Source organism: Stenotrophomonas sp. 99219_Sma (assembly GCF_056480785.1).
In genome coordinates this window covers 3264069-3286159 of record NZ_CM151117.1, presented here as the reverse complement: position 1 = coordinate 3286159, position 22091 = coordinate 3264069, and the positions used below count along the sequence as shown (strand labels likewise).

The window sequence follows — 22091 nt, the reverse complement described above, 5'->3', positions numbered from 1 at the left end:
CTTGGGCTATCGTGCCAGCATCCCTTCCTTCCCCTCTGGATTGCCTATGAAGCTGGTCTCTGCCTGGCTGCGGATTCCATTCTGGCAGCGCGTGGTCGGTGGCTTCGTGCTCGGCGCGCTGGCCGGCTGGGCGCTCGGCCCGGCCGCGGAAACGTGGTTCGGCCCGCTCGGCGAGCTGTACGTCACCCTGATCAAGATGATCGCCGTGCCGCTGGTGTTCTTCGCGGTCATCAACGCAATCTCGTCGCTGCACGGCCAGAAGTCGGTCGCCGCGCTCAGTGGCCGCACCTTCCTGTGGTTCGTGATCACCGCCGCGTTGGCGGTGTGCGTCGGCCTTGGCGTGGGTACCGTGCTGCAGCCCGGCGCCGGTGGCCTGCAGCTGTCGATGGCCAGCAACTACGTGCCGCGCGAAGTGCCCAGCGTGGTGCAGGTGCTGCTGGACGTGGTGCCGGCCAATGTCTTCTACGCGCTGTCCGGCATCGGCACCAAGGTCAATGCGGCCGGTGAAACCGTGCTGGCTGCCGGTCGCGGCTCGATCCTGCCAGTGATCTTCTTCGCTGGCCTGGTCGGCTTTGCCATCGTCAAGCTGGGCGAGAAGGTGACCGAGGCGCGCAAGCTGGTCGGGCAGATGAGCGACATCATGATCCAGGTGACCCGCTTCGTGCTGGAAGTCACCCCTATCGGCACCTTCGGCCTGATTGCTGGCCTGGTTGGCAGCTACGGTTTCGAGAAGCTGCTGCCGCTGGGCCACTTCGTGCTGGCGCTGTACGTGGCCTGCGCACTGCACATCGTGGTGGTCTACAGCGCACTGCTGCTGGCGCACGGCCTGAACCCGTTGAAGTTCTTCCGTGGCGCGGCGCCGGGCATGCAGGTCGCCTTCGTCAGCTCGTCCAGCTTCGCCGCGATGCCGGTGGCGCTGCGTTCGATCACCCACAACCTGGGCGTGAACAAGGACTACGGTTCGTTCGCGGTGCCGCTGGGTGCCAGCATCAAGATGGATGGCTGCGGCGCGATCTACCCGGCGTTGTGCGCGGTGTTCATCGCGCAGTACAGCGGTGTGCCGCTGACCCCGGAGCAGTACGTGGTGGTGCTGATTGCCTCGGTGCTGGGCAGCTTCGGTACCGCCGGCGTGCCGGGTACCGCGGTGATCATGGCCACGGTGGTGCTGAGCGCAGCCAACCTGCCGCTGGAGACCATCGGCTACCTGTATGCCATCGACCGCATCCTGGACATGATGCGTACGATGACGAATGTGACGGGCCAGATGCTGGTGCCGGTGATCGTGGCCAAGGAAACCGGGCTGCTCGACCAGGCGGTGTATGACAACCCGTCCAGCAATGTCGGCGTGGACGATCCGGACCCGACACCGCCACGCGCCTGAGGTTGCGTGGAGATGAAAGGCCCGCCCTGACCGGCGGGCTTTTCGTTTTGGAGCTGACTGGCGCGGTGCCGATCAGGGTAGGTCCCTGGTAGATCCACGCCATGCGTGGATGGCCGCAGTGCCGACCAACGGTCGGCACCCACTGGGGCAGGTGGCGCAGTGCCGGCCAAGGTCGGCACCCAGTGGGGGCGCAAACAAAAAAGCCGCTGCAGGGCAGCGGCTTTCTCTTGTGAGGCGGCGCGGTAGCGCCAACCGGTCAGATCAGAGATCGACCCGGCGGGCCTGCATGAACTTGTTGCCCCAGTAGCCGCTGAGCAGGGTGTCCACGCGGACGTCCTTGCCGGAGCTCGGTGCGTGCAGGAAGCGGCCATCGCCAACATAGATGCCGACGTGGTCGACGCGGCCCTTGCGGCCGAAGAACACCAGGTCACCGGCAGCCAGTGCGGTGCGGTCGTTGATCAGTTCGGCGTTGTCATCGTGCGCCATTTCGCGGGAGACGCGCGGCAGCTCGATACCCAGGGCCGAGCGGAACACGTAACCGACCAGGCCGCTGCAGTCGAAACCGCTGTCCGGGTTGCTGCCACCCCAACGGTACGGGGTGCCCAGCAGGGTCATCGCGCGGCGCAGCAGCGACTGCACCTTGCCGTTGTCGGCCGCGGTACCGACAACGCTGCCATTGGCGGCGCTGCTGGTGTCGTAGTTGGCGAGCAGGCGGCTGAGATCACCGGCCACCACGGCCGAGCGGTCCATCAGCGGAATGGTGTCGTTGGCAGCCAGGTGCGGCAGCAGGGCGGCCAGCGTGGCGCTGGCGGCGGCATCGACGCGGCTGCGCTGCGGAGCGGCAGCCTCGGCCTTGGCGGCCGGTCGGGCGGTGCTCTCGGCCACCGGGGCCGGGGTCACATCGGAACGGTTCGGAGCAGTCTGCGACCAGGCCGGGAGGCTGGTCAGGCACAGTGCCAGGCCAAGCAACAGCGGGCGGGCACTACGTGAAGATACGGAAGTCTGGCCTTCGCTTTTCAGGTCGTCAGTCGTCACGCGTCGGTCACAGGAAAAAAACGATGGGGCATCATGCCCTGTAAAAGCGGCAATAAGTTAAAAATTCCGTTAGAAAATCGTTAGTTGCATGGTGATGTGCGTCACAATTTTGAACATATCGCCTGTTCATCTTAGCGAAGGACGCGTTTCGCCCCGGTGTAGTGGTCCTTCCAGTACGGACCGCTGAGCGAGTCCAGCCGGACCGTGCCACCGGTGCTCGGCGCGTGCACGAAGCGCCCTTCACCCACATAAATGCCGACATGGGTGACGCTGCCGCGGCTGCCGAAGAACACCAGGTCGCCGGTGGCCAGGCGCTGCGGGTCGATCTTCGGGCCCTGTACCGCCGCCAGGTCGCGCGAGGTGCGTGGCAGCTTCAGGTCCAGCATCTCGCGGTAGACGTAGGCGACCAGGCCGCTGCAGTCGAAGCCGGAGTCGGGGGTATTGCCGCCATAGCGATAGGGGGTGCCGACCAGGCTGATGGCGCGCATCAGCACCGAGTTGGCGGCCTCGGGATTGTCCGGCACGGTCTTCGGCCAGTTTGCGGTTGGCGGTGGTGGCGCGGGACGGGTGGCCTTGCCGCCGCCGCAGGCGGTCATCAGCAGGGGCAGGACCAGCAGCAGGGCCGGGGCGAGGAACCGGCGGGGGCCGGACGAAACTGGCGTGATGTGCATGATCTCCGGATAATGCGCCACCTTGGATTGGCCGTCATGATGGCGGCGTCCCCGCCGGGCGACAACCCGCCCCAACCCGCCTGCCTCCGGCAGATCCAGACAGAGTTGCGCATGAAGATCGAAAAAGACCGCGTTGTCCGCTTCCACTACACCGTTTCCGAAGTCGGCCAGGAGCCGATCGAATCGTCCAAGGACCGCGGCGAGCCGCTGGCGATCCTGATCGGCCACGGCAACATCATCCCGGGCCTGGAAAACGCCATGATGGACAAGGAAGCCGGCGCGACCTTCAGCGTCGACGTCAACGCTGCCGATGCCTACGGCGAGCGTCGTGAGGGCCTGTCCCAGCGCGTGCCGAAGAAGCACTTCGGCAACACCAAGCTGGCTCCGGGCCAGCAGGTCGTGCTGCAGACCAACTTCGGCCCGCGTGCGGTGACCGTGCAGAAGGTCGGCATGAGCGTCGTCGACGTCGACCTGAACCATCCGATGGCCGGCAAGGACCTGCACTTCGACGTGGAAATCGTCGATGTGCGCGAAGCCGGCAAGGAAGAAATCGACCACGGCCACGTCCACGGCGACGGCGGTCACCAGCACTGATCGCAGTGCGATCGTGATGGCAGCAACGGCCCGCTTCGGCGGGCCGTTGCGTTTGTGGAACACGGCGCGGCCATCCATGGCGCGCAGGCCGGCGGCATAATGGCGGACCTGCCCGACGGACGCCCTGTGAACGCCGCTTCTCCTTCCCTGCAGCCGGTGGCTTCCGGCGAACGCATCGCCGTGCTTGACGTGCTGCGCGGTGCTGCGCTGCTGGGCATCCTGCTGATGAACATCGAGGCCTTCAGCGGGCCGCTGGACCTGGCGTTCACCGGCATCGACGTGCACTGGCAGGGCATCGACTACTGGGCCGATGCCTTTGTCTACGTGTTCGTGCAGGGCAAGTTCTTCACCCTGTTCTCGTTGCTGTTCGGTGCCGGCTTCGCGGTGATGGCGCAGCGCGCTGAGGCCGCCGGGCGCGACTTCACCCCGTTCTACCTGCGCCGCAGCGCTGGCTTGCTGCTGATCGGTCTGTGCCATGCACTGCTGGTCTGGTCCGGCGACATTCTGGTGATGTATGCACTGATCTCGTTGCCGCTGCTGGCCTGCCGTGAGGCGCCACGCAGCTGGCTGCCGTGGATGGGGCTGATGGTCTACCTCGGCGGTGTGGCGATGATGCTGCTGGTCGGCGCGATGGTGTCGATGGCTTCGGCCGAAGATGTGCAGGGCATGCTTGCTGAGGCGCAGCGGAGCACTGAGCTGCAGCGGCAGGTGTACGGGCAGGGCAGCTGGGCGCAGGCCAATGTGCAGCGCCTGAATGAGTTCGGTACGTCGATGGGGGCGCTGCTGATCACCGGCCCGGAAGTGCTGGGCATGTTCCTGATCGGCAGCTGGTTCGCCGGCAGTGGCGCGCTGGCGGCGCCGGAGCGCTTCCCGCGGCTGTACGCGTCGCTGCGCTGGATCGCGTTGCCGCTGGGCCTGCTGGTCACGTTGATCGGCGTCGCCTGGAAACCCTACCTGGCACCGGGCGCCTACAACCTTCCGGTGACGGCGGCGATGGGCCTGGTGACCATAGGCGGCCTGCCGATGTGCCTGGGCTATCTGGCGTGGATCGTGCACTGGCGCACGCGGCTGGCCTGGCTGGCGCCGGTGGGGCGCATGGCGCTGACCCATTACCTGGCGCAGTCGCTGGTCTGCACGCTGCTTTTCTATCACTACGGACTGGGATGGTTCGAGGTGATGCCGCGCAGCGTGCAGCTGCTGTTCGCACTACTGCTGTTCGCTGTGCAGGTGGGCATTTCGCACGCGTGGTTGCGCCGCTTCCGTTTCGGGCCGATGGAATGGCTGTGGCGTGCGATGACCTACCGGCAGTGGCCGCCGATGCGGCGCGGGGCCGGGCAGGGCTGATCGATGCAGGGCGCGCGCGAGGATGTGATCGTGGTCGGCGCCGGTGCCATTGGACTGGCCGTCGCGCTCGCGCTGCGCGCACAGGGCCGGCAGGTACGCGTGATCGACCGTGGGCGTGTCGGCGGCGCGACCTCGCATGGCAACTGCGGCACCATCACCCCCAGCCACGCGCCGCCGCTGCCAGCGCCTGGCGTACCGTTGCGCGCGCTGCGCTGGATGCTCGATCCGCGTGCGCCGTTGTACGTGCGTACGCGACTGGACCCTGCATTGTGGCGCTGGCTGCTGCAGTTCAGCGCACGCTGCAATGCCCGCGACTGGCTGCAGGCCACGCACGCCCGCGCTGCGCTGCTGAATGATTCCCGGCTGCGTCTGGCCGAGTGGGTGCAGGTGCATGCGCTGGACTGCGAATTCGATACCCGTGGTCTGGACTACGTGTTTGGCGATGCCCGCAATTTCGATCACCACGCCGCCGAGTGTGAGGCACTGAACGCGCAGGGCATCGCCACGGCGCGCATCGACGGCGCCGACTATGCGCGCGACAATCCAGCTTTCCATGATCGCATTGCCGGCGCGATCCACTTCCCCGGCGATGCGCAGCTGCGTCCGGACCGCTACACCGCCGAACTGGCGCGCGTGCTGCGTGCACAGGGCGTGGTGATCGAGGAGCAGGCGGACATGCAGGATTTCAGCACCGACGCGCAGGGTGTGCGCGTGCACGTCGGCGAACGCACGCTGCACGCACGCGAGCTGGTGCTGGCCACCGGACCGTGGTCGCCGCGCTGGGCACGGCAACTGGATCTGCGCGTGCCGATCCAGCCCGGCAAGGGCTATTCGCTGACCTGGTCGCGACCGGTGCAGGTGCCGCAGCGCCCGGTGGTGCTGAAGGACCATTCCGTGTTCGTGATTGCCTGGCGCGACGCGCTGCGCCTGGGCGGCACCATGGAGTTCGCCGGCGCCGACCCGCAGCTGCGCACGCGCCGCCTGCAGGCCCTGCAGGAGGCCGCCGACCACTACCTGCGCGCGCCGCGCGGTGCGCAGCTGCAGGAGCAGTGGTGCGGGTGGCGCCCCATGAGCGTGGACGACGTGCCGTTGATCGGCCGCGCGCCCGCGCATCCTCACGTCTGGCTTGCAGCGGGGCATGGCATGCTCGGCATCAGCATGAGCGCCGGCACCGGCCAGCTGATCGCCGATCTCGTCTGCGGCCGCACGCCAGCGATCGATCCTGCCCCTTACCGACCCGAGCGATTCCGATGAGCACTGCATCCTATGATTACGACCTGATCGTCCTTGGCGGCGGCTCCGCCGGCCTGGCCGGCGCGATCCGCGCCGCGCAGCACGGCAAGCGCGTGGCCATGCTGGAGCCCGGTGAGCTGGGCGGGACCTGCGTCAATGTTGGCTGCGTGCCGAAGAAGGCGATGTGGCTGGCGGCCGACCTGCACGAGCGCATCGGCCTGGCCAGTGCGATGGGCTTCGATGTTCAGGCGCGCCCGGCGCTGTCGTGGAAGGAACTGGTGATCCATCGCCAGGCCTACATCAGCAACATCCACACCAGCTACCACAAACGCCTGGATGAGACCGGCGTGGTGCGCATTCCGGCGCGCGGCCATCTGCTCGATGCGCATACCGTGGCCTGCAGTGATGGCGTGCGTTACAGCGCCGAGCACATCCTGATCGCCACCGGCGCGCACCCGCTGCGTCCTGATATCCCCGGCGCGGAACTGGGCCTGGTCTCCGATGATTTCTTCGACCTGCGTGCGGCGCCGGCCGAGGTGGCGATCATCGGCGGTGGCTACATCGCGGTGGAGCTGGCCGGCCTGCTGCAGGCACTGGGCAGCAAGGTGAGCCTGCTGGTGCGTGGCCAGCGGCTGCTGGATCGCTTCGATTACGAGCTGACTGATCAGCTGGCCGAGAACCTGAAGCAGCAGGGCGTGCGCATCCATTTCGGCTATCGCCTGCGCGAACTGCAGCGCGATGGCGAACGCGTACGTGCGTTCGGCCATGACGGCCCGCTCGACAGCGTGTTCGACGCGGTGTTCTTCGCCACCGGCCGCCGCGGCAACAGTCGTGATATGGGCCTGGAAGCGCTCGGCATCGGCATTGGCGAACACCAGCAGGTGCAGGTGGACGAATGGCAGACCACCAGCGTGCCGAGCGTGCACGCGGTGGGTGACATCGCCGGCAAGGTCGGCCTGACCCCGGTGGCGGTGGCTGCTTCGCGACGGTTGATGGATCGCCTGTTCGGTGGCCGCCCGCAGTCGAAGATGGATTACGAGAACGTGGCCAGCGTGGTGTTCTCGCACCCGCCGCTGGGTGCGGTGGGCATGAGCGAGGAAGAAGCGCGCGCGCGTTTCGACCAGGTGAGCGTTTACCACAGCCGTTTCCGACCGATGCTGCAGGCGCTGGCCAACGGTACCCAGCGCAGCCTGTTCAAAATGGTCTGCGCCGGCCCGGAAGAACGCGTGGTAGGTATCCACCTGCTGGGCGAAGCGGCCGACGAGATCCTGCAGGGTTTCGCGGTGGCGGTGAAGATGGGCGCGACCAAGGCCCAGTTCGATGACACCGTGGCGATCCACCCGACCTCGGCCGAGGAAGTGGTGCTGATGCGCTGACCTGCGGTTGCTGCAGAGCCGAGCCCATGCTCGGCCGTCGCTCTTTGTAGAGTCGAGCCATGCTCGACTGCGGTGGAAAGACAGTCGAGCATGGCTAGCCTCTACAAGGCGGGCACCGGACGCCCCCGTGCGACAATGGGCGCCCCCACGCTTTCCCGGGCCGCTCCGAGCGGCCCGCCGTCGTCCTGATGTCCAATCCCGCTTCCCGTATCGCCACCGCCTCCCCACGCATTGCGCTGGGGGGTATCGGCCTGGCAGCGATCGGCGCCATCGCTGCTTCCGGCAAGGCGATCATCGTCAAGCTCGGCCTGCGTCACGGCGTGGATGCCACCACGCTGCTTGCCCTGCGCATGCAGATGGCGCTGCCGCTGTTCGTTTTGATGGCGCTGTGGGCCGCGCGTCGGGCCGAACCACTGTCCTGGGCCGACCGAGCCCGTGTGCTGTGGCTGGGTTTCACCGGCTACTACCTGTCCAGCCTGCTCGACTTCCAGGGCCTGCAGTACATCAGCGTGACCCTGGAACGATTGATCCTGTACTTGAACCCGACCCTGGTGCTGCTGATCAACGTGCTGCTGGCGCGCCAGCGGCCGGGCCGATGGCAGATCGGCGCGCTGGTGCTGAGTTATCTGGGCGTGCTGCTGGCGTTCGGCCATGACCTGCAGCGCGAGGGTGGGCAGATCATCGTTGGCAGCCTGCTGGTGCTGGGCAGTGCGCTCAGCTATGCGCTGTACCTGTTCGGCAGCGGGCAGGTGGTCGCGCGTATCGGAGCGGTGCGGCTGACCGCTTACGCCAGCTGCGTGGCCAGCGTGCTGGTGCTGCTGCATTTTGCGGTGACCCATCCGCTGCCGTTGTTGTGGCAGGCACCGGCGCCGGTGCAGTGGTTGTCGCTGGTCAATGCCACCGTGTGCACGGTGCTGCCAGTGCTGGCGATCATGCTGGCGGTGCAGCGCGTGGGTTCGTCGCTGGCCGCGCAGGTCGGTATGCTGGGCCCTGTTTCCACCATCGTGATGAGCCTATGGCTGCTCGACGAACCGATGGGGCCGGCGCAGATCGCCGGCACCGTGCTGGTGCTGATCGGCGTTCTGCTGGTAACCCGCCTGCGGCGCTGACGCCGGAGCAGGCGCGTGCGCGCATCCTGGCGGTGATCCGCGCGATCCCGGCGGGGCAGGTGATGGGCTATGGGCAGGTGGCGATGCGCGCGGGCCTGCCCGGGCGTGCACGCCTGACCGCGCGCATCCTGGGCCAGAACGACGACCCGGACCTGCCCTGGCATCGCGTGTTGCGCTCGGATGGGCGCATTGCCATGGAGGAAGGGTCGGCCGGCTGGCGCGAGCAGTCACAGCGGTTGCGCGCCGAGGGCGTGCGGGTGGAGAACGGCCGGGTGCGGATGCCGGCGGCTGATCCGGCGGCAGCACTGGATGCCGCTGTGTGGGGTCCGGGCTGAGCAACGCTGGCGACTGAACAGGCCGCGCCTGCCGGTCGCCAACAAGACACGGTGCTGCGGCTATGATGGAGGCCGTTCCATGCCGGTGCTCCCATGTTCCCGCGACTGCCAACCGTCACCAAGGCCCTGCTGATCGCCAACGCGATCCTGTTCCTGCTGCAGCAGCCGTTCCTGCTCGGCATGCAGACCTTCGAGCCGTTCATGCTGCAACCCCTGCAGCAGGGCTTCGACGCATTCTCGCCGGGCGGCAACTTCCAGCCTTGGCAGCTGCTGACCTACGGCTTCCTGCACGGCAGCTTCGGCCATCTGTTCTTCAACATGCTGGCGGTCTTCATGTTCGGCGCGCCGCTGGAGCAGACCTGGGGCGAGAAGCGCTTCCTGCTGTATTACCTGGTGTGCGTGGCCGGTGCCGGTGTCTGCCAGCTGCTGGTGGGTACGCTGCTGGAAAACCCGGCCACGGTGCTGGGCGCTTCCGGTGGCGTGTTCGGCCTGCTGCTGGCCTACGGGATGCTGTTCCCCAACCAGCGGGTGATGCTGCTGTTCCCGCCGATCCCAATGAAGGCGCGTACCTTCGTGATCCTGTTCGGCGTGGGCGAGCTGGTGCTGGGCATGACCGGCTGGCAGCCGGGCGTGGCCCACTTCGCACACCTCGGCGGCATGCTGTTCGGCTGGTTGCTGATCCGCTACTGGCGCGGGCAATCGCCGTTCAACAAGCGCCGCCCGCCCGGCCCACCGAAGCGCCCGAACCATCTGCGCAGCGTCAAATGATCCGAAGGATCATTTGACGCTGTAGGTGCCGACCGTTGGTCGGCACGCCTTGTCCCACGCGGGTAGGTGCCAACCTTGGTTGGCACGCTTTGAATGGGATCATTTGACGCGGTAGGTGCCGACCGTTGGTCGGCACACCTCTACCCATCCTGCAACACCACCTGCGCGGCATTGTGCCCGGGCGCACCGGTGACGCCACCGCCGGGATGGGTGCCCGAACCGCACAGGTACAGGCCGGGCAGGGCACCGCGATAGCCGGCTTGGCCGACCATCGGCCGTGCCGAGAACAACTGGTTGGCACTGAGCGCACCGTGGAAAATGTCGCCGCCGACCAGGCCGAAGGTGCGTTCCAGATCCAGCGGCGACAGCACCTGCCGACCGAGCACGCTGCCGGCAAAGCCGGGCGCATACCGTTCGACGGTGGCAATCATCAGGTCCGCCACAATCTCGCGGTGATCATCCCAGTTACGCCCGTCGGGCAGTACCGGCGCCACGTGCCGGCAGAACAGGCTGGCCACATGCTGCCCGCGCGGCGCCAGTGAATCATCCAGCGTGCTCGGAATCAGCATCTCTACTATCGGTTCGCGCGACCAGCCTTCGCGGCGCGCATCCAGCCAGGCGCGGTCCATGTAGTCCAGGCTGGGGGCCATGATGATGCCGGCGCTGAGGTGATCGCCGGGGCCGGGCAGGGCACGGAAGTCCGGCAACCGCGACAGCGCCACGTTCATCCGGAAGGTGCCGGAACCGCAGCGCCAGTTCGCCATGCGTTCGCGTGTGGCAGCGGGTACCTGCGTCGGCTCCAGCAGCTGTTCGTACAGCAGCTTCGGATTGACGTTGGCCACCACCGCGCGTGCACGCAGGGTTTCGCCGTTGGCCAGTTCCACCCCCACGACGCGGCCTTGTTCGGTCAGTACCTGTTGCACACCGGCATCCACGCGCAGTTCGGCCCCGGCCTCGCGCGCCGCGCTGGCGATGGCCTGGCTGATCGCGCCCATGCCGCCGATCGCGTGGCCCCACGCACCCTTTACGCCATTGCACTGGCCGAATACGTGGTGCAGCAGTACGTAGGCACTGCCCGCTGTATACGGGCTTGCGTAGTTGCCGACGATGCCATCAAAGCCGAACAGCGCCTTGATCGGCTCGCTCTCGAACCAACGGTCCAGGTACTCCGCCGCCGACAGCGTGAACAGGTCCAGCAGTTCCTGCCGCAGTGGCGCATCCAGCGCCGCCAGTTCGCGGCCGAGTTTCCCCATCTGCCATAGTGCGGGCAGCGCACGCCAACCGCCTGCTACACCCAGGTCGGGCGGCGCGCGCAGAGCCCATGCGCGCAGTACGTCGGCGAAGATTTCCAGGCGTGCCTCGTACGCGGGCAAGCGCTGCGCATCCCGCTCGGAGAACTTCGCCACTTCGGCCTGAGTGCGGCCAGGTGCCGACAACAGATAGCGGTCGTCGGGCAATGGCAGGAAGTTGTTGGCCGGGCGCGCGACGATGCGCAGCCCATGCGCATGCAGCTGCAGGTCGTCGATCACCTTCGGCTGCAGCAGCGAGACCGTGTACGAGGCGACTGAATTGCGGAAGCCGGGATGGAATTCCTCGGTGACCGCAGCGCCGCCAAGAACGCCGCGACGTTCCAGCACCAGCACCTTCTTTCCGGCACGCGCCAGATAGGCCGCGCAGACCAGGCCGTTGTGGCCACCACCAACGATGATCGCATCCCAGGTCATCTGCACCTCGGAAAAAGGGGACGGAGGGGATTAAGTCGCAATTCGCATGGGGGCACCGGCAATGGGGAAAAAACGACTTAATCCCCTCCGTCCCCTTTTTTGATCGCTGCTTCGATGGTGGCGATGTCGATCTTCTTCATCGGCATCATCGCGTTGAAGGCGCGCTTGGCCAATGCCTTGTCCTTGCTGGTCACCGCTTCGATCAGCATGCGCGGGCTGATCTGCCAGGAGATGCCCCAGCGGTCCTTGCACCAGCCGCATTGGCTCTCCTGGCCACCGTTGCCGACGATCGCATTCCACAGGCGGTCGGTCTCGGCCTGGTCCTCGGTCTGGATCTGGAACGAGAACGCTTCGCTGTGCTTGAACGCGGTGCCGCCGTTGAGGCCGACGCAGGGGATGCCGCAGACCGTGAATTCGACGGTCAGTACGTTGCCTTCCTTGCCGTCCGGATAGTCACCGGGGGCGTGATGCACGGCGGTCACCGCGCTGTCGGGCAGGATACTGGCGTAGAAGGTGGCGGCCTCGAGTGCGCCGTTGTCATACCAGACACAGATCGTGTTCTTGTGTGCCATGTCGGGGCTCCACGTTGGACGAAGCCGCAGCGATAGCATGCGCGGTGTTAATCCGGGATCGTGCTGCACCTGCAAAAAAGGAGGGCGCCCGAAGGCGCCCTCTGCGTTACCCGTGTGGCAGCTGGATCAGCGCCAGACCTTGATCTGCTCGGCTTCACTGCGCTGCATCGGCTGGCCGGCCTTGCAGCTGAAGGTGGCGCCGAAGGCCGGCAGGTTGGCCAGCGTGCCGTTGCTGCGCCACAGGCCCGGTGCACGGATGTCGGCGGTCAGGCGACGTACGGCCTCGTTCGGCGCCAGCTGCTGCGCCCACAGCGCAGACCAGGCGCGGAAGAAGCCCTGCTGCTGGGCCTGCTTGGCCTTCGGCTCCTGCGCGACATACGCCGCCCAGGCCAGTTCCAGACCGGCGATGTCGGCCAGGTTCTCTTCCTGGGTGAGCGTGCCGTTGACCTTGGCACCCTTCACGCCCGGGAAGTCGTAGGCGCTGTACTGCGCGGCTACGCGGTTACCGAGCAGGGTCCAGGCGGTCTTGTCGGCCGGGGTCCACCAGCTGCGCAGCTCGCCCTTGGCGTCGACCAGCGCGCCCTTGGCATCGATCGCGCGGGTCAGCTCATGGCCGACCAGGCCACCGAAGCTGCCGAACTTGTCGGCAGCGTCGGCCTTGGCGTTGAACACCGGGCCCTGCAGGATCGCGGCGGTGACGATCAGGCGGTTCTGGGCCAGATCGTAGGCCAGCGACGGCTGCTGCGGCAGCACGTCCCAGCGACGGTCGGCGTTGCCCTTGCCGATGCGCTTCATTTCCTCGCGATGGCGCCAGGTCGAAGCAATCAGCATGTTGCCACCGAACGAACCGCGGCCCATCGGCTGCACGCTGTAGTCGAGGTCGCGCAGCGGGGTGCCGATCTCGATCTTCAGCGCAGCCAGCTTGGCCTGCGCTTCGGCCTTGGCTTCGGTGCTCATCCAGCTGCTGTTCTTGACCGCTTCGATCTGCACTTCGCGCACCTTGTCGACGATCCACGCCGCCTGGCGACGATCTTCGGCGGACAGGTAACGGGCAGCGTATTCGCGACCGACCATCGGGCCAGCGGCTACGTTGATCGCCTCCAGCACGTCTTCCCAGCGCTGCGGCGGCAGGGTTTCGCCACGCAGCACGCGGCCGCGGAATTCGAACTCGGCGTCGCGGTAGGCCTTGGACAGGTACGGCGCCATCGAGTCGCCCACGCGCCAGCGCAGGTAGGCCTTCCACTGGTCCGGCTTGAGCTTGGTGACCATGCCGTCGAGCTGCTTGAACAGGCCCGGGTCGGCCAGCGAGACCAGGTCGTCATCCACGCCCTGTGCCTTCAGGAAGGCATCCAGCTGCAGGTTGCGGTAGCGGCTGTTGAGCTCCTTGGTGGAGATCGGCGCGTAGTTGTTGAACGGGTTGTTGATGCCGGCCAGCGACTGCGCATTGCGTGCCAGCTCGGTTTCCAGCGCGATCACCGCCTGCGACTCGGCATCCAGCTTGGCCGCCGGGGTGCCGGTCAGCGCCAGGATCTGCTTGACGTAGTTGCGGTAGCGGCCCATCAGCGCCACGGTGTCGGCGTCGGTACGGGTATAGAACGCCGGATCCGGCAGGCCCATGCCGCCCTGCATGAAGTAGCCGATGTGACGGTCCAGCGCTTTCAGATCGACGTCGGGGCCGAAGTTGAATGCCACCGGGATGCCGACCTGGTGCAGTGCGGCGATCGAGGCCGGCACATCCTTGGCCTTCTTGATGGCGTTGATGCGGGTCAGCAGCGGGGCGATCGGGTTGGAGCCGTCTGCTTCCACGGCCGCTTCGTCCAGGCCACTGGCCCAGAAGTCACCCAGCAGCTTCTGCACGTTGCCCTGCGGCGCCTTCATCGCTGCGTCGAGCAGTTCACGCTGCTGCTGGCGGCTGCGGTCGACCAGCTGGCCCAGCGCGGTGGTGGCGCCGGTCTGCGGCACCGGGTTGGCCTTCAGCCAGCCGGCATTGGTGGCGTCGTAGAAGTCGCTGCACTGGGCACTGACAGCCGGGGCACGCGCGGCCTTTTTCTTGGCGGCGAAGGCATCGTGGGTCGGGACCAGAGTCGCCAGGCTGATGCCCAGGGCGATGGCAAGCGGACGGAAATTGGGCATGTGGAACGAATCCGTGATGGATTGAGGGCGCGCGCACTATAGCAAGCCGCGCATGGGCGCGGCATGCACGCATCACGGCGCATCCGCCGGGCATGGCCCGGCGCTACCGGGTGTGTGGCATCGACACCGCATGCACGCATCACGGTGGCTCCGCCGTGCCATACGCCGACCAAGGTCGGCATCTACCAACGGCGTGGGCCTGCACAGGCGCAGCAGATCCACGCCATGCGTGGATGACGGGCGCGGCAAAAAACAAAGGCCCGGGAATTCCCGGGCCTCTGCAGGTCTACCTTGGCATCAGCCAGGGCTTACCAGATCACCACCTGCTGCTCGCCGGCGCGGGCCATCGGCGAACCGGCCTTGCACTGGAAGGCCGCAGCAAAGGTCGGCAGGTTCGACGGCGCACCCATGGCTCGGAACTGCGCCGGCGCGTGCGGGTCAGTGGCCAGGCGGACCTTGGCGTTTTCCGGGGTGTACTTGGTGCGCCACACGGTGGCCCAGTTGAAGAAGAAGCGCTGGTCGCGGGTGAATCCATCGACCTTTGCATCTTCCTTGCCGGCGGAGGCCTTCTGCAGGGCGTCGTAGGCGGTAGCCAGGCCGCCCAGGTCGGCGATGTTCTCGCCCAAGGTCAGGTGACCGTTCACGGCCTGGCCGTCGACCTTGTACTGGTCGAACTGCTTGACCAGCTTGCCGGTCAAGCCTTCGAAGTTCTTCTTGTCAGCGGCAGTCCACCAGTCTTCCATGTTGCCGGTCGGCCCGAAGCGTGCACCCTGGTCGTCGTAACCGTGGGTCATTTCGTGGCCGATCACCGCACCGATGCCGCCATAGTTCAGTGCGTCGTCGGCCTTCGGATCGAAGAACGGAGGCTGCAGGATGGCGGCCGGGAACACGATCTCGTTCTGCAGCGGGTTGTAGTAGGCGTTGACCGTCTGCGGGGTCATGCCCCACTCGGTCTTGTCCACCGGCTTGCCGATCTTGGACAGGTTGAACTTGTAGTTGAACTCACTGGCCGCGCGCACATTGCCCAGGTAGCTGTCGCGCTGGGTCTGCAGGCCCGCCCAGTCACGCCACTTGTCCGGGTAACCGATCTTCGGGGTGAAGGTTTCCCACTTGGCGATGGCCTTGGCCTTGGTTTCATCGCTCATCCAGCTCAGGCCCTGGATGCGTTCCTTCAGCGAAGCGGCCAGGTTCTTCACCAGCTCTTCCATCTTCGCCTTGGCTTCCGGCGAGAAGGCAACCTTCACGTACAGCTGGCCGAAGGCTTCACCGGCGTCGTTCTCGATGGTGCCCAGCACGCGCTTCCAGCGCGGCTTCTGTTCCTTCTGGCCGTTGAGGGTCTTGCCGTAGAACTCGTAGTTCTCCTGAACGAAGGCATCGGCCAGGTAGGGCGAGGCGCTGTCCACGGTGTGGAAGCGCAGGTAGGCGCGCCACACCGACGGATCGGTATCGCCCAGCGCCTTGCTCACTTCCTCATGGAAGGCCGGCATGGCCAGCGAGAACTTCTCCGGCGCGGCTACGCCCTGCGACTTGAAGAACTCGGTCCAGCTGAAGTTCGGGGTCAGCTTGTCGGCGTCAGCCAGGGTGACCGGGTTGTAGTACAGCTCGACGTTGCGCGACAGCTCGACGCGCGACTTGGAGGCCTTGGCCAGGCGGGTCTCGAACTTGACCACGTCCTCGGCCTGCTTGGCAGCGTCGGCAGCGGCGACGCCGGACAGCTCCAGCACCTTGGCGACGTGTGCCTGGTAGGCCTTCAGCTTGTCGGCGTTCTTGGCATCGGTGTAGTAGGTGCTGTCCGGCAGGCCCAGGCCGCCCTGGCTGGCGTAGGCCAGGTTGACGGCCGAGTTCTTGAAGTCGGCTTCGGCGCCGAAGCCGAACAGGACGTTGTCACCCTTGGCCGCGCTGCTGCGCAGGTAGTCGGCGATGGCCGCCTTGTCCTGCAGGCCGTCGATCGCGGTCAGGTCGGCCTTCAGCGGCTCGATGCCCTGGGCATTGATCTTGGCTTCGTCCATGCCGGTGGCCCACAGGTCGCCGACGATCTTCTCGATATGGTTCGGGTTCTTGACCTGCGCGACCTGTTCAGCCAACTGGTGCTGCACGGCTACCGAACGCTCGTCGAGGATGGTGAACGCGCCCCAGCTGGTGCGGTCGCCCGGAATTTCATTGGCGGCCAGCCACTTGCTGTTGACGTAGTCGCCGAAGGCGCCACAGGCGTCCTTGCTGGCATCCAGATCGCTGGGCTGGAAGGCGTTGTAGGCCGGCAGCTTGCTCTCGTCCAGCGTGTAGTTGGTGGCTTCGGCCGCAGCCGGCGTGGAGGCGGTGGCATCCTTGGCCGGGGTTTCGTTCTTGCCGCAGCCGACCAGCGCGGCCGAAACGGCCAGGGTCAGCAGCACGATCTTGGGAGTACGGGTCACTTTGATGGCCTCCAGGCCGAGTGAGTCAGGGAAGGGCCGCGGGGACGGCCGTGGGCCGAACAATACGCCGCCGGCCTGCCCTGCAAGGGTGTCGAAGGTCATGGCCGGGCGCAAGGGGGCCGCTTCGTGGGCCGGAAAAGACAGACCCGGCAAAAGCCGGGTCTGTCGGGGTACTGCGATAAGGCGTGGATCAGAACTTGTACTTCAGACGCACGAACGGGGTGCGGCCGTACAGGTCGTACTGGGTTGCGAATGCCGGGATGTTGCCGTAGCGGGCATCGCTGACGCCGGTGGAGATCAACGGCGGGGTCTTGTTGAAAATGTTGCTGACACCCACCAGGATTTCCCAGTCGGCCTGCGCGTAGCTGACCGAAGCGGTGTGGTACGTGCGCGAATCGGCAACGATGTCACGGTAGGAGTTCGGACGGCCCTGATAGGTGTACACCGGGTTCAGGTCGATGTCTTCGGTCTTGTGGATATAGGTGGTCAGCCAGTTGAACGACCAGTCGCCACGGGTCAGGCTCAATGCCAGATTGCCCACGACTTTGGGACGGCCGATGTCGCCCAGCAGTTCCGAGGATTCCAGGCCGCTTGCAGCCGCACTGGAGAACACTTCCTGGGTGTCTTCGATCGTGTAGGTGACCTGGGTCTCGGCCGAGAACTTGCCGAACGAGAAGTCGTGATCGAAGTTGGCGGTCAGGTCGTAACCACGGGTGCGCTGCTTGTTGATGTTGATGTACTTGTTCTGGATCTCGGTCACCGCATACGGCTGGTTGCCGGTAGCCGGGTTGCGCTTCAGCAGGTCGCAGTAGCTGTTCGGGTACACCGTGCCGCCGTAGCAGCCGCGCATGATGTTGGTGCTGCCGAGCTGGGCGATTTCATCCTTCACTTCATAGTCGAAGTAGTCGATGGCCACGCTGAGGTTGGCGAAGGTCGGAGTGAACACGATACCCGCAGTCTTCGCACGCGAGGTTTCGGGAATCAGGCCACTGCCACCGCCGGTGGCGTACGAGGTACCGCTCGAGCCGCCGCCCGCATAATCGGCGGGAATACCTGCGGCTGCGCAGTTGGTCTGATAGGCGCTGTTGGAGCTTTCACCCCAGCGGACGCACGGATCGTTTGCCTGCTGGAAGAAGCCGGTCTGGTTGCCCAGGTACAGCTCATACAGGCCCGGAGCACGGTAGGAAGTGCCGATCGAGCCACGCAGACGCACCGATGGGATGATCTGCCAGTTCAGGCCGACCTTCCAGACGTTGTCCGAACCGGACACCGTGTCGTACTTGAATACACGGCCGGAGGCGTTCAGGCTCAGCGACTCCACCGCAGGCAGGCCCTTCAGCAGCGGAACGTCCAGCTCGACGAAGGCTTCCTTGACCTTGTCGTTGCCCTTGGTCACATCAGCCGAGGACGAGCCCCAGATGTCACCGGCGCGCGACAATTCGCCCGGCTGGTCGTTGATCGAGTAGTAGCGGTATTCCAGGCCGCCCGCAAAACCGACCGCACCCGCCGGCATCTCGAACAGGTCGCCGCTGACGACGGCGTTGATGGTGGCCTGCTTGTAGATGGTTTTGCCCCAGTCCCAGACGCCCAGCTTGTCGACCAGTTCATCGACCTTGCGGCCGCTGAGGTACTCCGGATCGAAGTAGTTCACCGCCGGAGGAGCATCGGTGTAGTCCAGGTCGCCGCTCTTGGAGGCCTGGATGGCGAGGTTACCGTACTTGCCCTTGGAGTGGCTGAAGTTCGCATTGACTTCCCATGCCCAGGTGTCGGTGCCCTTGAACAGGCCGTCAAGCTTGGTGGCGGCATAGAAGTAGTCGACCGTCACATCCTGTTGCGACTTGAACAGCATCACCGGATTGGCTTCGATGCGGGTGCCCGGCAGGTATGCGTACGGGAAGAACTGGCGCCAGGCGAACGTTTCGGTTTCGCGGCGGTTGAACAGGAACTGCGTCTTCCAGTTGACCGAATCGAAGCCGAAATCGGTTGCCAGGTAGACCGTCTTGCGTTCCTGCTGGTTGATGATCTGGCCCTCGCCCCAACGGGCGAAGTTCAACGGCTCATCGTAGAAGGCCTGGCCACGCGCATAGGTCTGGGTCTTGCGCGGGCGGTAGCCCGGCAGCGGGCCGACAGTGGTGCCATCACCCGACGGCACATAGCGGGTGCTGCCGATGTCGACCACGTTGTGAAGCATGTTGTTGCAGCCGGCCAGCGGGGTGCCGGCGTTGACCGAGCGATCTTCGCGATCGATGCGGTTGCCGTCCGCGTCCTTGATCAGGTCGTTGCCGCACTTCAGATAGTCGCGGTCGCCGCGGGTCAGCTCATAGTGCTTGTACCACTCGACGGCAGCCACGACGCTGCCCTTTTCGAAGTTCCAGCCATTGGCCAGCGACGCCGAGAACACTTCGCCGCCACCCTCGGTCGGCACGCGACCGGTGACGGTCAGCTCCGGGCGCTCGATGTTCTTCTTGGTGATCAGGTTGACCACACCGGCCACCGCGTCGGAACCATAGATCGAGGACGAACCGTCCTTCACGATCTCGGCACGCTGCAGGATGGCGGTGGGAATGACGTTCAGGTCGAAGGCGCCGACGGCGCCACGGGTACCGGCCGGGCCGGGGCGCTGGCCATCGAGCAGCACCAGGGTGCGGTTGGCGCCCAGGCCGCGAAGCGACACGGTCTGTACGCCGGTGCCGCCGTCCACGACGAAGCCGCCGAACTGGTGGGTGATCTGGGTTTCGGCCGAACCGATGGCCGACTTCTGCAGGAACTCGGCCACGTTGACCTGGCCCTGCTTCGCATTGGTTTCGGCGTTGATCGTGAACACCGGCGAAGTGGTCTCGTAGTCCGCACGGCGGATCAGGGAGCCGGTGACCGTAACCTTGTCAAGATCGGTTGCGCGGGTGGAAGCGCTTGAGCTGCTTGACGCCTTTGCTTCCTGCTGGGTGGATTCCTGGGCCAGAGCCGGTGCGACCTGCAGGCAGGCCAGCACAGCAAGAGTCAACGGGACGCGGCTTGGCTTTGATTGGCGGTTGGCGTTGCGCATTTCGTTTTGATCCCCACTTGTTATGCTTCGGTTAATGGAGTGTATGAGTCGCGTAAAGTAAATGCAACATGAATATTAAAATCTCTTAACTTGCTGTTGTTATGGGGAAATTCAGTATTTGGGGCATGAAAAAGCCCCTGCCTGGCCGGCAGGGGCTTGGTGAAAGCGAGGGTGCCCGGGGAGGGATCAGAGGCCGCCGGGGCCGCAATCCTTGCTCAGGTAGTCGGCCATGAGCGTCAATGTCGTCCGGAAGTGCACGGGGTACCAGGGCATGCTGTGCGGCATGTCGGGGATCAGTTCGAACCGGGCCGGCACCTTGCCCTGTACGCCGTTGTAGAAGTTCCTCGCATGGAAGGACGGCGTGCGTACGTCACGGTCGCCGACGAAGGTCAGCAGAGGAATCGTGGCCTTCGCGGTGTTCTGCATCGGGTCCATGCCCTTCACCGTGCGCCCCTGCAGAATGCGTTGCAGGCGGTTCTGGCTCCAGGAGGTGCCCAGTCGGCCAAGATCAGTGACCGGGGCACCCGCGATGGCGCACTGGTAGGGCGATGGGCTTCGGACCGTTGCAGCGGCAGCCGCGAAACCACCGTAGGAATAGCCGAAGATCGCGATCCGGTCCTTGGCGGCGATGCCCTGTGAGACCAGCCAGGCGGCGCCGTCATCCTTGTCGTCCTGCATCTTCTGGCCCCACTCGGCGTCACCTGCCAGCCAGAGCTTGCGGCCAAGGCCGGCGCTGCCGCGGTACTGAGGGCGCAACACGGCGTAGCCGCGCGAAGTGAAGAACGGTACCCAGCCTGATGCATCCCAGCCAGTGTAGTCGCGCGCCCACGGCCCGCCGTGCGGATGAACGAGTGCCGGCAGCGGGCCGTCGCCCTGCTTCCAGCCCGGCGGGAGATCCAGAATCGCTGGAATCTGCAGCCCATCGCGTGCGGTGTAGGTCACCCAGCGTTGTTCGCCAATCTGTTTGCTGTCCACCCAGGGGCGCTCATTGCCGAGTGGCACGACATCCTTGCGATCGGCCAGGATGAAGTAGCTCTTCGGGTTGCGGTTGCTTTCCGTGGTGAACAGGACGCGCGAAAGGTCGTCGTTGTAGCCGGTGATGTAGATGCTCAGGCCGGGATAGGCTTTCTGCAGGCCCTCCTGCAGGGCCTTCATCTGCGGATCCACGTACACGGCCTGTCGCTGCGGACCGTCGATATAGAAGCCGAGGACCTGGTTGAAGTTGCTCTTGCGCGTGCCCAGGATCAGTGAACTGATCGAGAAGGACGGATGGGCGGCCAGAGGCTCCTTGTCGAACTCCTTTTTGGCAGGATCGTACAGTCGCGCCTGCACCAGATCGGAGAACTGGTCGGTCAGCACGTACAGCTTGCCGCTGTCATCGTCTATGCCGACGACTTCCACCGTATAGCGTTCGCTCAGTCGGGTGGTCAGGGGGGCGTGCACTTCGAACTGGCCGGCGCTGTTCTTGATCAGAATGCGTTGTTCGAAATCGTCGGAGCCGGCGGATTCGACCTGGGTCTGGGTAAGGACTTCCCCTGTGCGGGGATGGAACAGGCCGGGTGACGTGCGGGAGCTGCCCTTGAACAGCAGTTCGGTCTGGCCCGTGCGCAGGTTGAAGCGGTAGTAGTTGGCCTGCAGCGTGGCCTCATTGAGCTGGCTGATGATGACCCTGTCTGCATCCAGCGGCAGCCCATGGACGAGCGAGGCGGTACCCGCAAGTTCGAGGCAGCGAAGGGTCTCGGGGCTGACCCCGAGCGTGCGGGTGTTGTTGGCGAACGCCTCGTCGAACTTGGTCTGGGTGGCGTCGGTGAGGTAGGCCTTGGTCAGGAAGGTCTTGGTGGCTCCCGTACTGTTGCCTTCACCGCAGCCGCCGAGTTTGCCTGTCCATTCCTGGCGTCCGATGACGAGGTTGCGTCCCGCCTTCAGTGCGCTTGCCGCGATGAACTTCATCCGGTCACCGGATGGCGTGATGGCGACCGGACCGGCGCCGAGGTTATCCAGGTTCCAGTTGGCCAGGGCGGTATCGCTGTTGTCGCTGCCGGGCGCGGCGACGATCGCGACCAGCTGCTTGCCGTCGGCGCTCATGGTGACCGACTGGATGGTGGGGATCTTGGCGAAATCCTCGGCTGGCAGAGGGCTTGCGAGGGCAGGGGCAATGCACAGCGCCGCCAGTGCGGCGGCGCCAAGGCGGGCGGGGGACAAGCGCAGTTCCATGGTCGGCAGGGTCCTTGTGGCGGGCACATCAATATGACCTGAAGATGAACGAAGACGTGAATCCAGTCAACTTGGCGTGAATGCCCGGGCGCGCGTCACGCCCTGGAGGGACGACCAGCAAAAAAAAACCCCGCCGGGGGCGGGGTCT

16 protein-coding genes are annotated in these 22091 nt (G+C 65.6%); 8 read left to right on the top strand and 8 right to left on the bottom strand.

All coding sequences use genetic code 11. From position 1 onward, the window contains the following. Positions 1 to 46 precede the first annotated feature (46 nt). The gene (locus ACZK13_RS15140) at positions 47 to 1381 is read left to right on the top strand and encodes a dicarboxylate/amino acid:cation symporter (RefSeq protein ID WP_006381938.1); all 1335 of its coding nucleotides are present in this window, start codon (positions 47 to 49) and stop codon (positions 1379 to 1381) included. Between the two features lie 261 nt (positions 1382 to 1642). Here the strand turns inward: ACZK13_RS15140 and ACZK13_RS15135 are convergent, their stop codons facing one another. After that, the gene (locus ACZK13_RS15135; protein ID WP_005414115.1) at positions 1643 to 2416 is read right to left on the bottom strand and encodes a C40 family peptidase; all 774 of its coding nucleotides are present in this window, start codon (positions 2414 to 2416) and stop codon (positions 1643 to 1645) included. Positions 2417 to 2547: 131 nt separating this feature from the next. Then, entirely contained in the window at positions 2548 to 3087 is a 540-nt protein-coding gene (locus ACZK13_RS15130) for a C40 family peptidase (RefSeq protein WP_110714359.1), read from the bottom strand. Positions 3088 to 3198: 111 nt separating this feature from the next. On the opposite strand from ACZK13_RS15130, the gene ACZK13_RS15125 reads away from it, so the two are divergent. From ACZK13_RS15125 to ACZK13_RS15095, 7 genes are all read left to right on the top strand, one after another. Beyond that, a complete protein-coding gene (locus ACZK13_RS15125) occupies positions 3199 to 3681 on the top strand; it encodes an FKBP-type peptidyl-prolyl cis-trans isomerase (RefSeq protein WP_049398704.1) in 483 nt (160 codons plus the stop codon). 99 nt (positions 3682 to 3780) lie between these two features. Then, positions 3781 to 5025, top strand: coding sequence for a DUF418 domain-containing protein (locus ACZK13_RS15120; RefSeq protein ID WP_125893980.1), 1245 nt, complete (start codon positions 3781 to 3783; stop codon positions 5023 to 5025). Between the two features lie 3 nt (positions 5026 to 5028). After that, positions 5029 to 6279, top strand: a complete 1251-nt coding sequence (locus ACZK13_RS15115) for an NAD(P)/FAD-dependent oxidoreductase (RefSeq protein WP_253144904.1) — start codon at positions 5029 to 5031, stop codon at positions 6277 to 6279. Continuing rightward, entirely contained in the window at positions 6276 to 7634 is a 1359-nt protein-coding gene (gene gorA / locus ACZK13_RS15110) for a glutathione-disulfide reductase (protein ID WP_253144900.1), read from the top strand. Before ACZK13_RS15115 ends, gorA begins: the two co-directional genes overlap by 4 nt. 188 nt (positions 7635 to 7822) lie before the next feature. Further along, the gene (locus ACZK13_RS15105) at positions 7823 to 8743 is read left to right on the top strand and encodes a DMT family transporter (RefSeq protein ID WP_180836616.1); all 921 of its coding nucleotides are present in this window, start codon (positions 7823 to 7825) and stop codon (positions 8741 to 8743) included. Next, complete coding sequence (locus ACZK13_RS15100) at positions 8650 to 9078, top strand: MGMT family protein (RefSeq protein ID WP_428993065.1); 429 nt, start codon at positions 8650 to 8652, stop codon at positions 9076 to 9078. The genes ACZK13_RS15105 and ACZK13_RS15100 overlap by 94 nt, the downstream gene beginning before the upstream one ends. A 93-nt stretch (positions 9079 to 9171) precedes the next feature. After that, the gene (locus ACZK13_RS15095) at positions 9172 to 9846 is read left to right on the top strand and encodes a rhomboid family intramembrane serine protease (RefSeq protein ID WP_032128229.1); all 675 of its coding nucleotides are present in this window, start codon (positions 9172 to 9174) and stop codon (positions 9844 to 9846) included. A 140-nt stretch (positions 9847 to 9986) separates the two neighbouring features. Here ACZK13_RS15095 and ACZK13_RS15090 read toward each other — a convergent pair whose 3' ends face one another. The 6 genes from ACZK13_RS15090 to ACZK13_RS15065 form a co-directional block, all read right to left on the bottom strand. Further along, positions 9987 to 11570 (bottom strand): phytoene desaturase family protein, encoded by a 1584-nt coding sequence (locus tag ACZK13_RS15090; RefSeq protein WP_478481874.1) that lies wholly within the window; start codon positions 11568 to 11570, stop codon positions 9987 to 9989. A 77-nt stretch (positions 11571 to 11647) separates the two neighbouring features. Further along, on the bottom strand, positions 11648 to 12142 hold the full coding sequence (locus tag ACZK13_RS15085) for a VOC family protein (RefSeq protein ID WP_093999806.1): 495 nt from the start codon (positions 12140 to 12142) through the stop codon (positions 11648 to 11650). 126 nt (positions 12143 to 12268) lie between these two features. Continuing rightward, positions 12269 to 14275 carry a M13 family metallopeptidase gene (locus tag ACZK13_RS15080; protein WP_049460715.1) on the bottom strand — a complete coding sequence of 669 codons (2007 nt, stop codon included), beginning with the start codon at positions 14273 to 14275 and terminating at the stop codon, positions 12269 to 12271. Positions 14276 to 14583: 308 nt separating this feature from the next. Further along, a complete protein-coding gene (locus ACZK13_RS15075) occupies positions 14584 to 16686 on the bottom strand; it encodes a M13 family metallopeptidase (RefSeq protein ID WP_049398732.1) in 2103 nt (700 codons plus the stop codon). A gap of 190 nt (positions 16687 to 16876) precedes the next feature. Further along, positions 16877 to 19729 (bottom strand): TonB-dependent receptor domain-containing protein, encoded by a 2853-nt coding sequence (locus ACZK13_RS15070; RefSeq protein ID WP_125893993.1) that lies wholly within the window; start codon positions 19727 to 19729, stop codon positions 16877 to 16879. A gap of 186 nt (positions 19730 to 19915) precedes the next feature. Continuing rightward, positions 19916 to 21943 carry an alpha/beta hydrolase family protein gene (locus ACZK13_RS15065; RefSeq protein WP_049398711.1) on the bottom strand — a complete coding sequence of 676 codons (2028 nt, stop codon included), beginning with the start codon at positions 21941 to 21943 and terminating at the stop codon, positions 19916 to 19918. Positions 21944 to 22091 lie beyond the last annotated feature (148 nt).

What these genes read in the sequence shown, in the direction of transcription:
- ACZK13_RS15115 (WP_253144904.1), top strand. Translation starts at nt 5,029, where the DNA reads ATGCAGGGCGCGCGCGAGGATGTGATCGTGGTCGGCGCCGGTGCCATT.
- ACZK13_RS15070 (WP_125893993.1), bottom strand. Translation starts at nt 19,729, where the DNA reads ATGCGCAACGCCAACCGCCAATCAAAGCCAAGCCGCGTCCCGTTGACT.
- ACZK13_RS15065 (WP_049398711.1), bottom strand. Translation starts at nt 21,943, where the DNA reads ATGGAACTGCGCTTGTCCCCCGCCCGCCTTGGCGCCGCCGCACTGGCG.
- ACZK13_RS15105 (WP_180836616.1), top strand. Translation starts at nt 7,823, where the DNA reads ATGTCCAATCCCGCTTCCCGTATCGCCACCGCCTCCCCACGCATTGCG.
- ACZK13_RS15080 (WP_049460715.1), bottom strand. Translation starts at nt 14,275, where the DNA reads ATGCCCAATTTCCGTCCGCTTGCCATCGCCCTGGGCATCAGCCTGGCG.
- ACZK13_RS15095 (WP_032128229.1), top strand. Translation starts at nt 9,172, where the DNA reads ATGTTCCCGCGACTGCCAACCGTCACCAAGGCCCTGCTGATCGCCAAC.
- ACZK13_RS15140 (WP_006381938.1), top strand. Translation starts at nt 47, where the DNA reads ATGAAGCTGGTCTCTGCCTGGCTGCGGATTCCATTCTGGCAGCGCGTG.
- gorA (WP_253144900.1), top strand. Translation starts at nt 6,276, where the DNA reads ATGAGCACTGCATCCTATGATTACGACCTGATCGTCCTTGGCGGCGGC.
- ACZK13_RS15100 (WP_428993065.1), top strand. Translation starts at nt 8,650, where the DNA reads ATGGCTGCTCGACGAACCGATGGGGCCGGCGCAGATCGCCGGCACCGT.
- ACZK13_RS15125 (WP_049398704.1), top strand. Translation starts at nt 3,199, where the DNA reads ATGAAGATCGAAAAAGACCGCGTTGTCCGCTTCCACTACACCGTTTCC.
- ACZK13_RS15130 (WP_110714359.1), bottom strand. Translation starts at nt 3,087, where the DNA reads ATGCACATCACGCCAGTTTCGTCCGGCCCCCGCCGGTTCCTCGCCCCG.
- ACZK13_RS15120 (WP_125893980.1), top strand. Translation starts at nt 3,781, where the DNA reads ATGGCGGACCTGCCCGACGGACGCCCTGTGAACGCCGCTTCTCCTTCC.
- ACZK13_RS15085 (WP_093999806.1), bottom strand. Translation starts at nt 12,142, where the DNA reads ATGGCACACAAGAACACGATCTGTGTCTGGTATGACAACGGCGCACTC.
- ACZK13_RS15090 (WP_478481874.1), bottom strand. Translation starts at nt 11,570, where the DNA reads ATGACCTGGGATGCGATCATCGTTGGTGGTGGCCACAACGGCCTGGTC.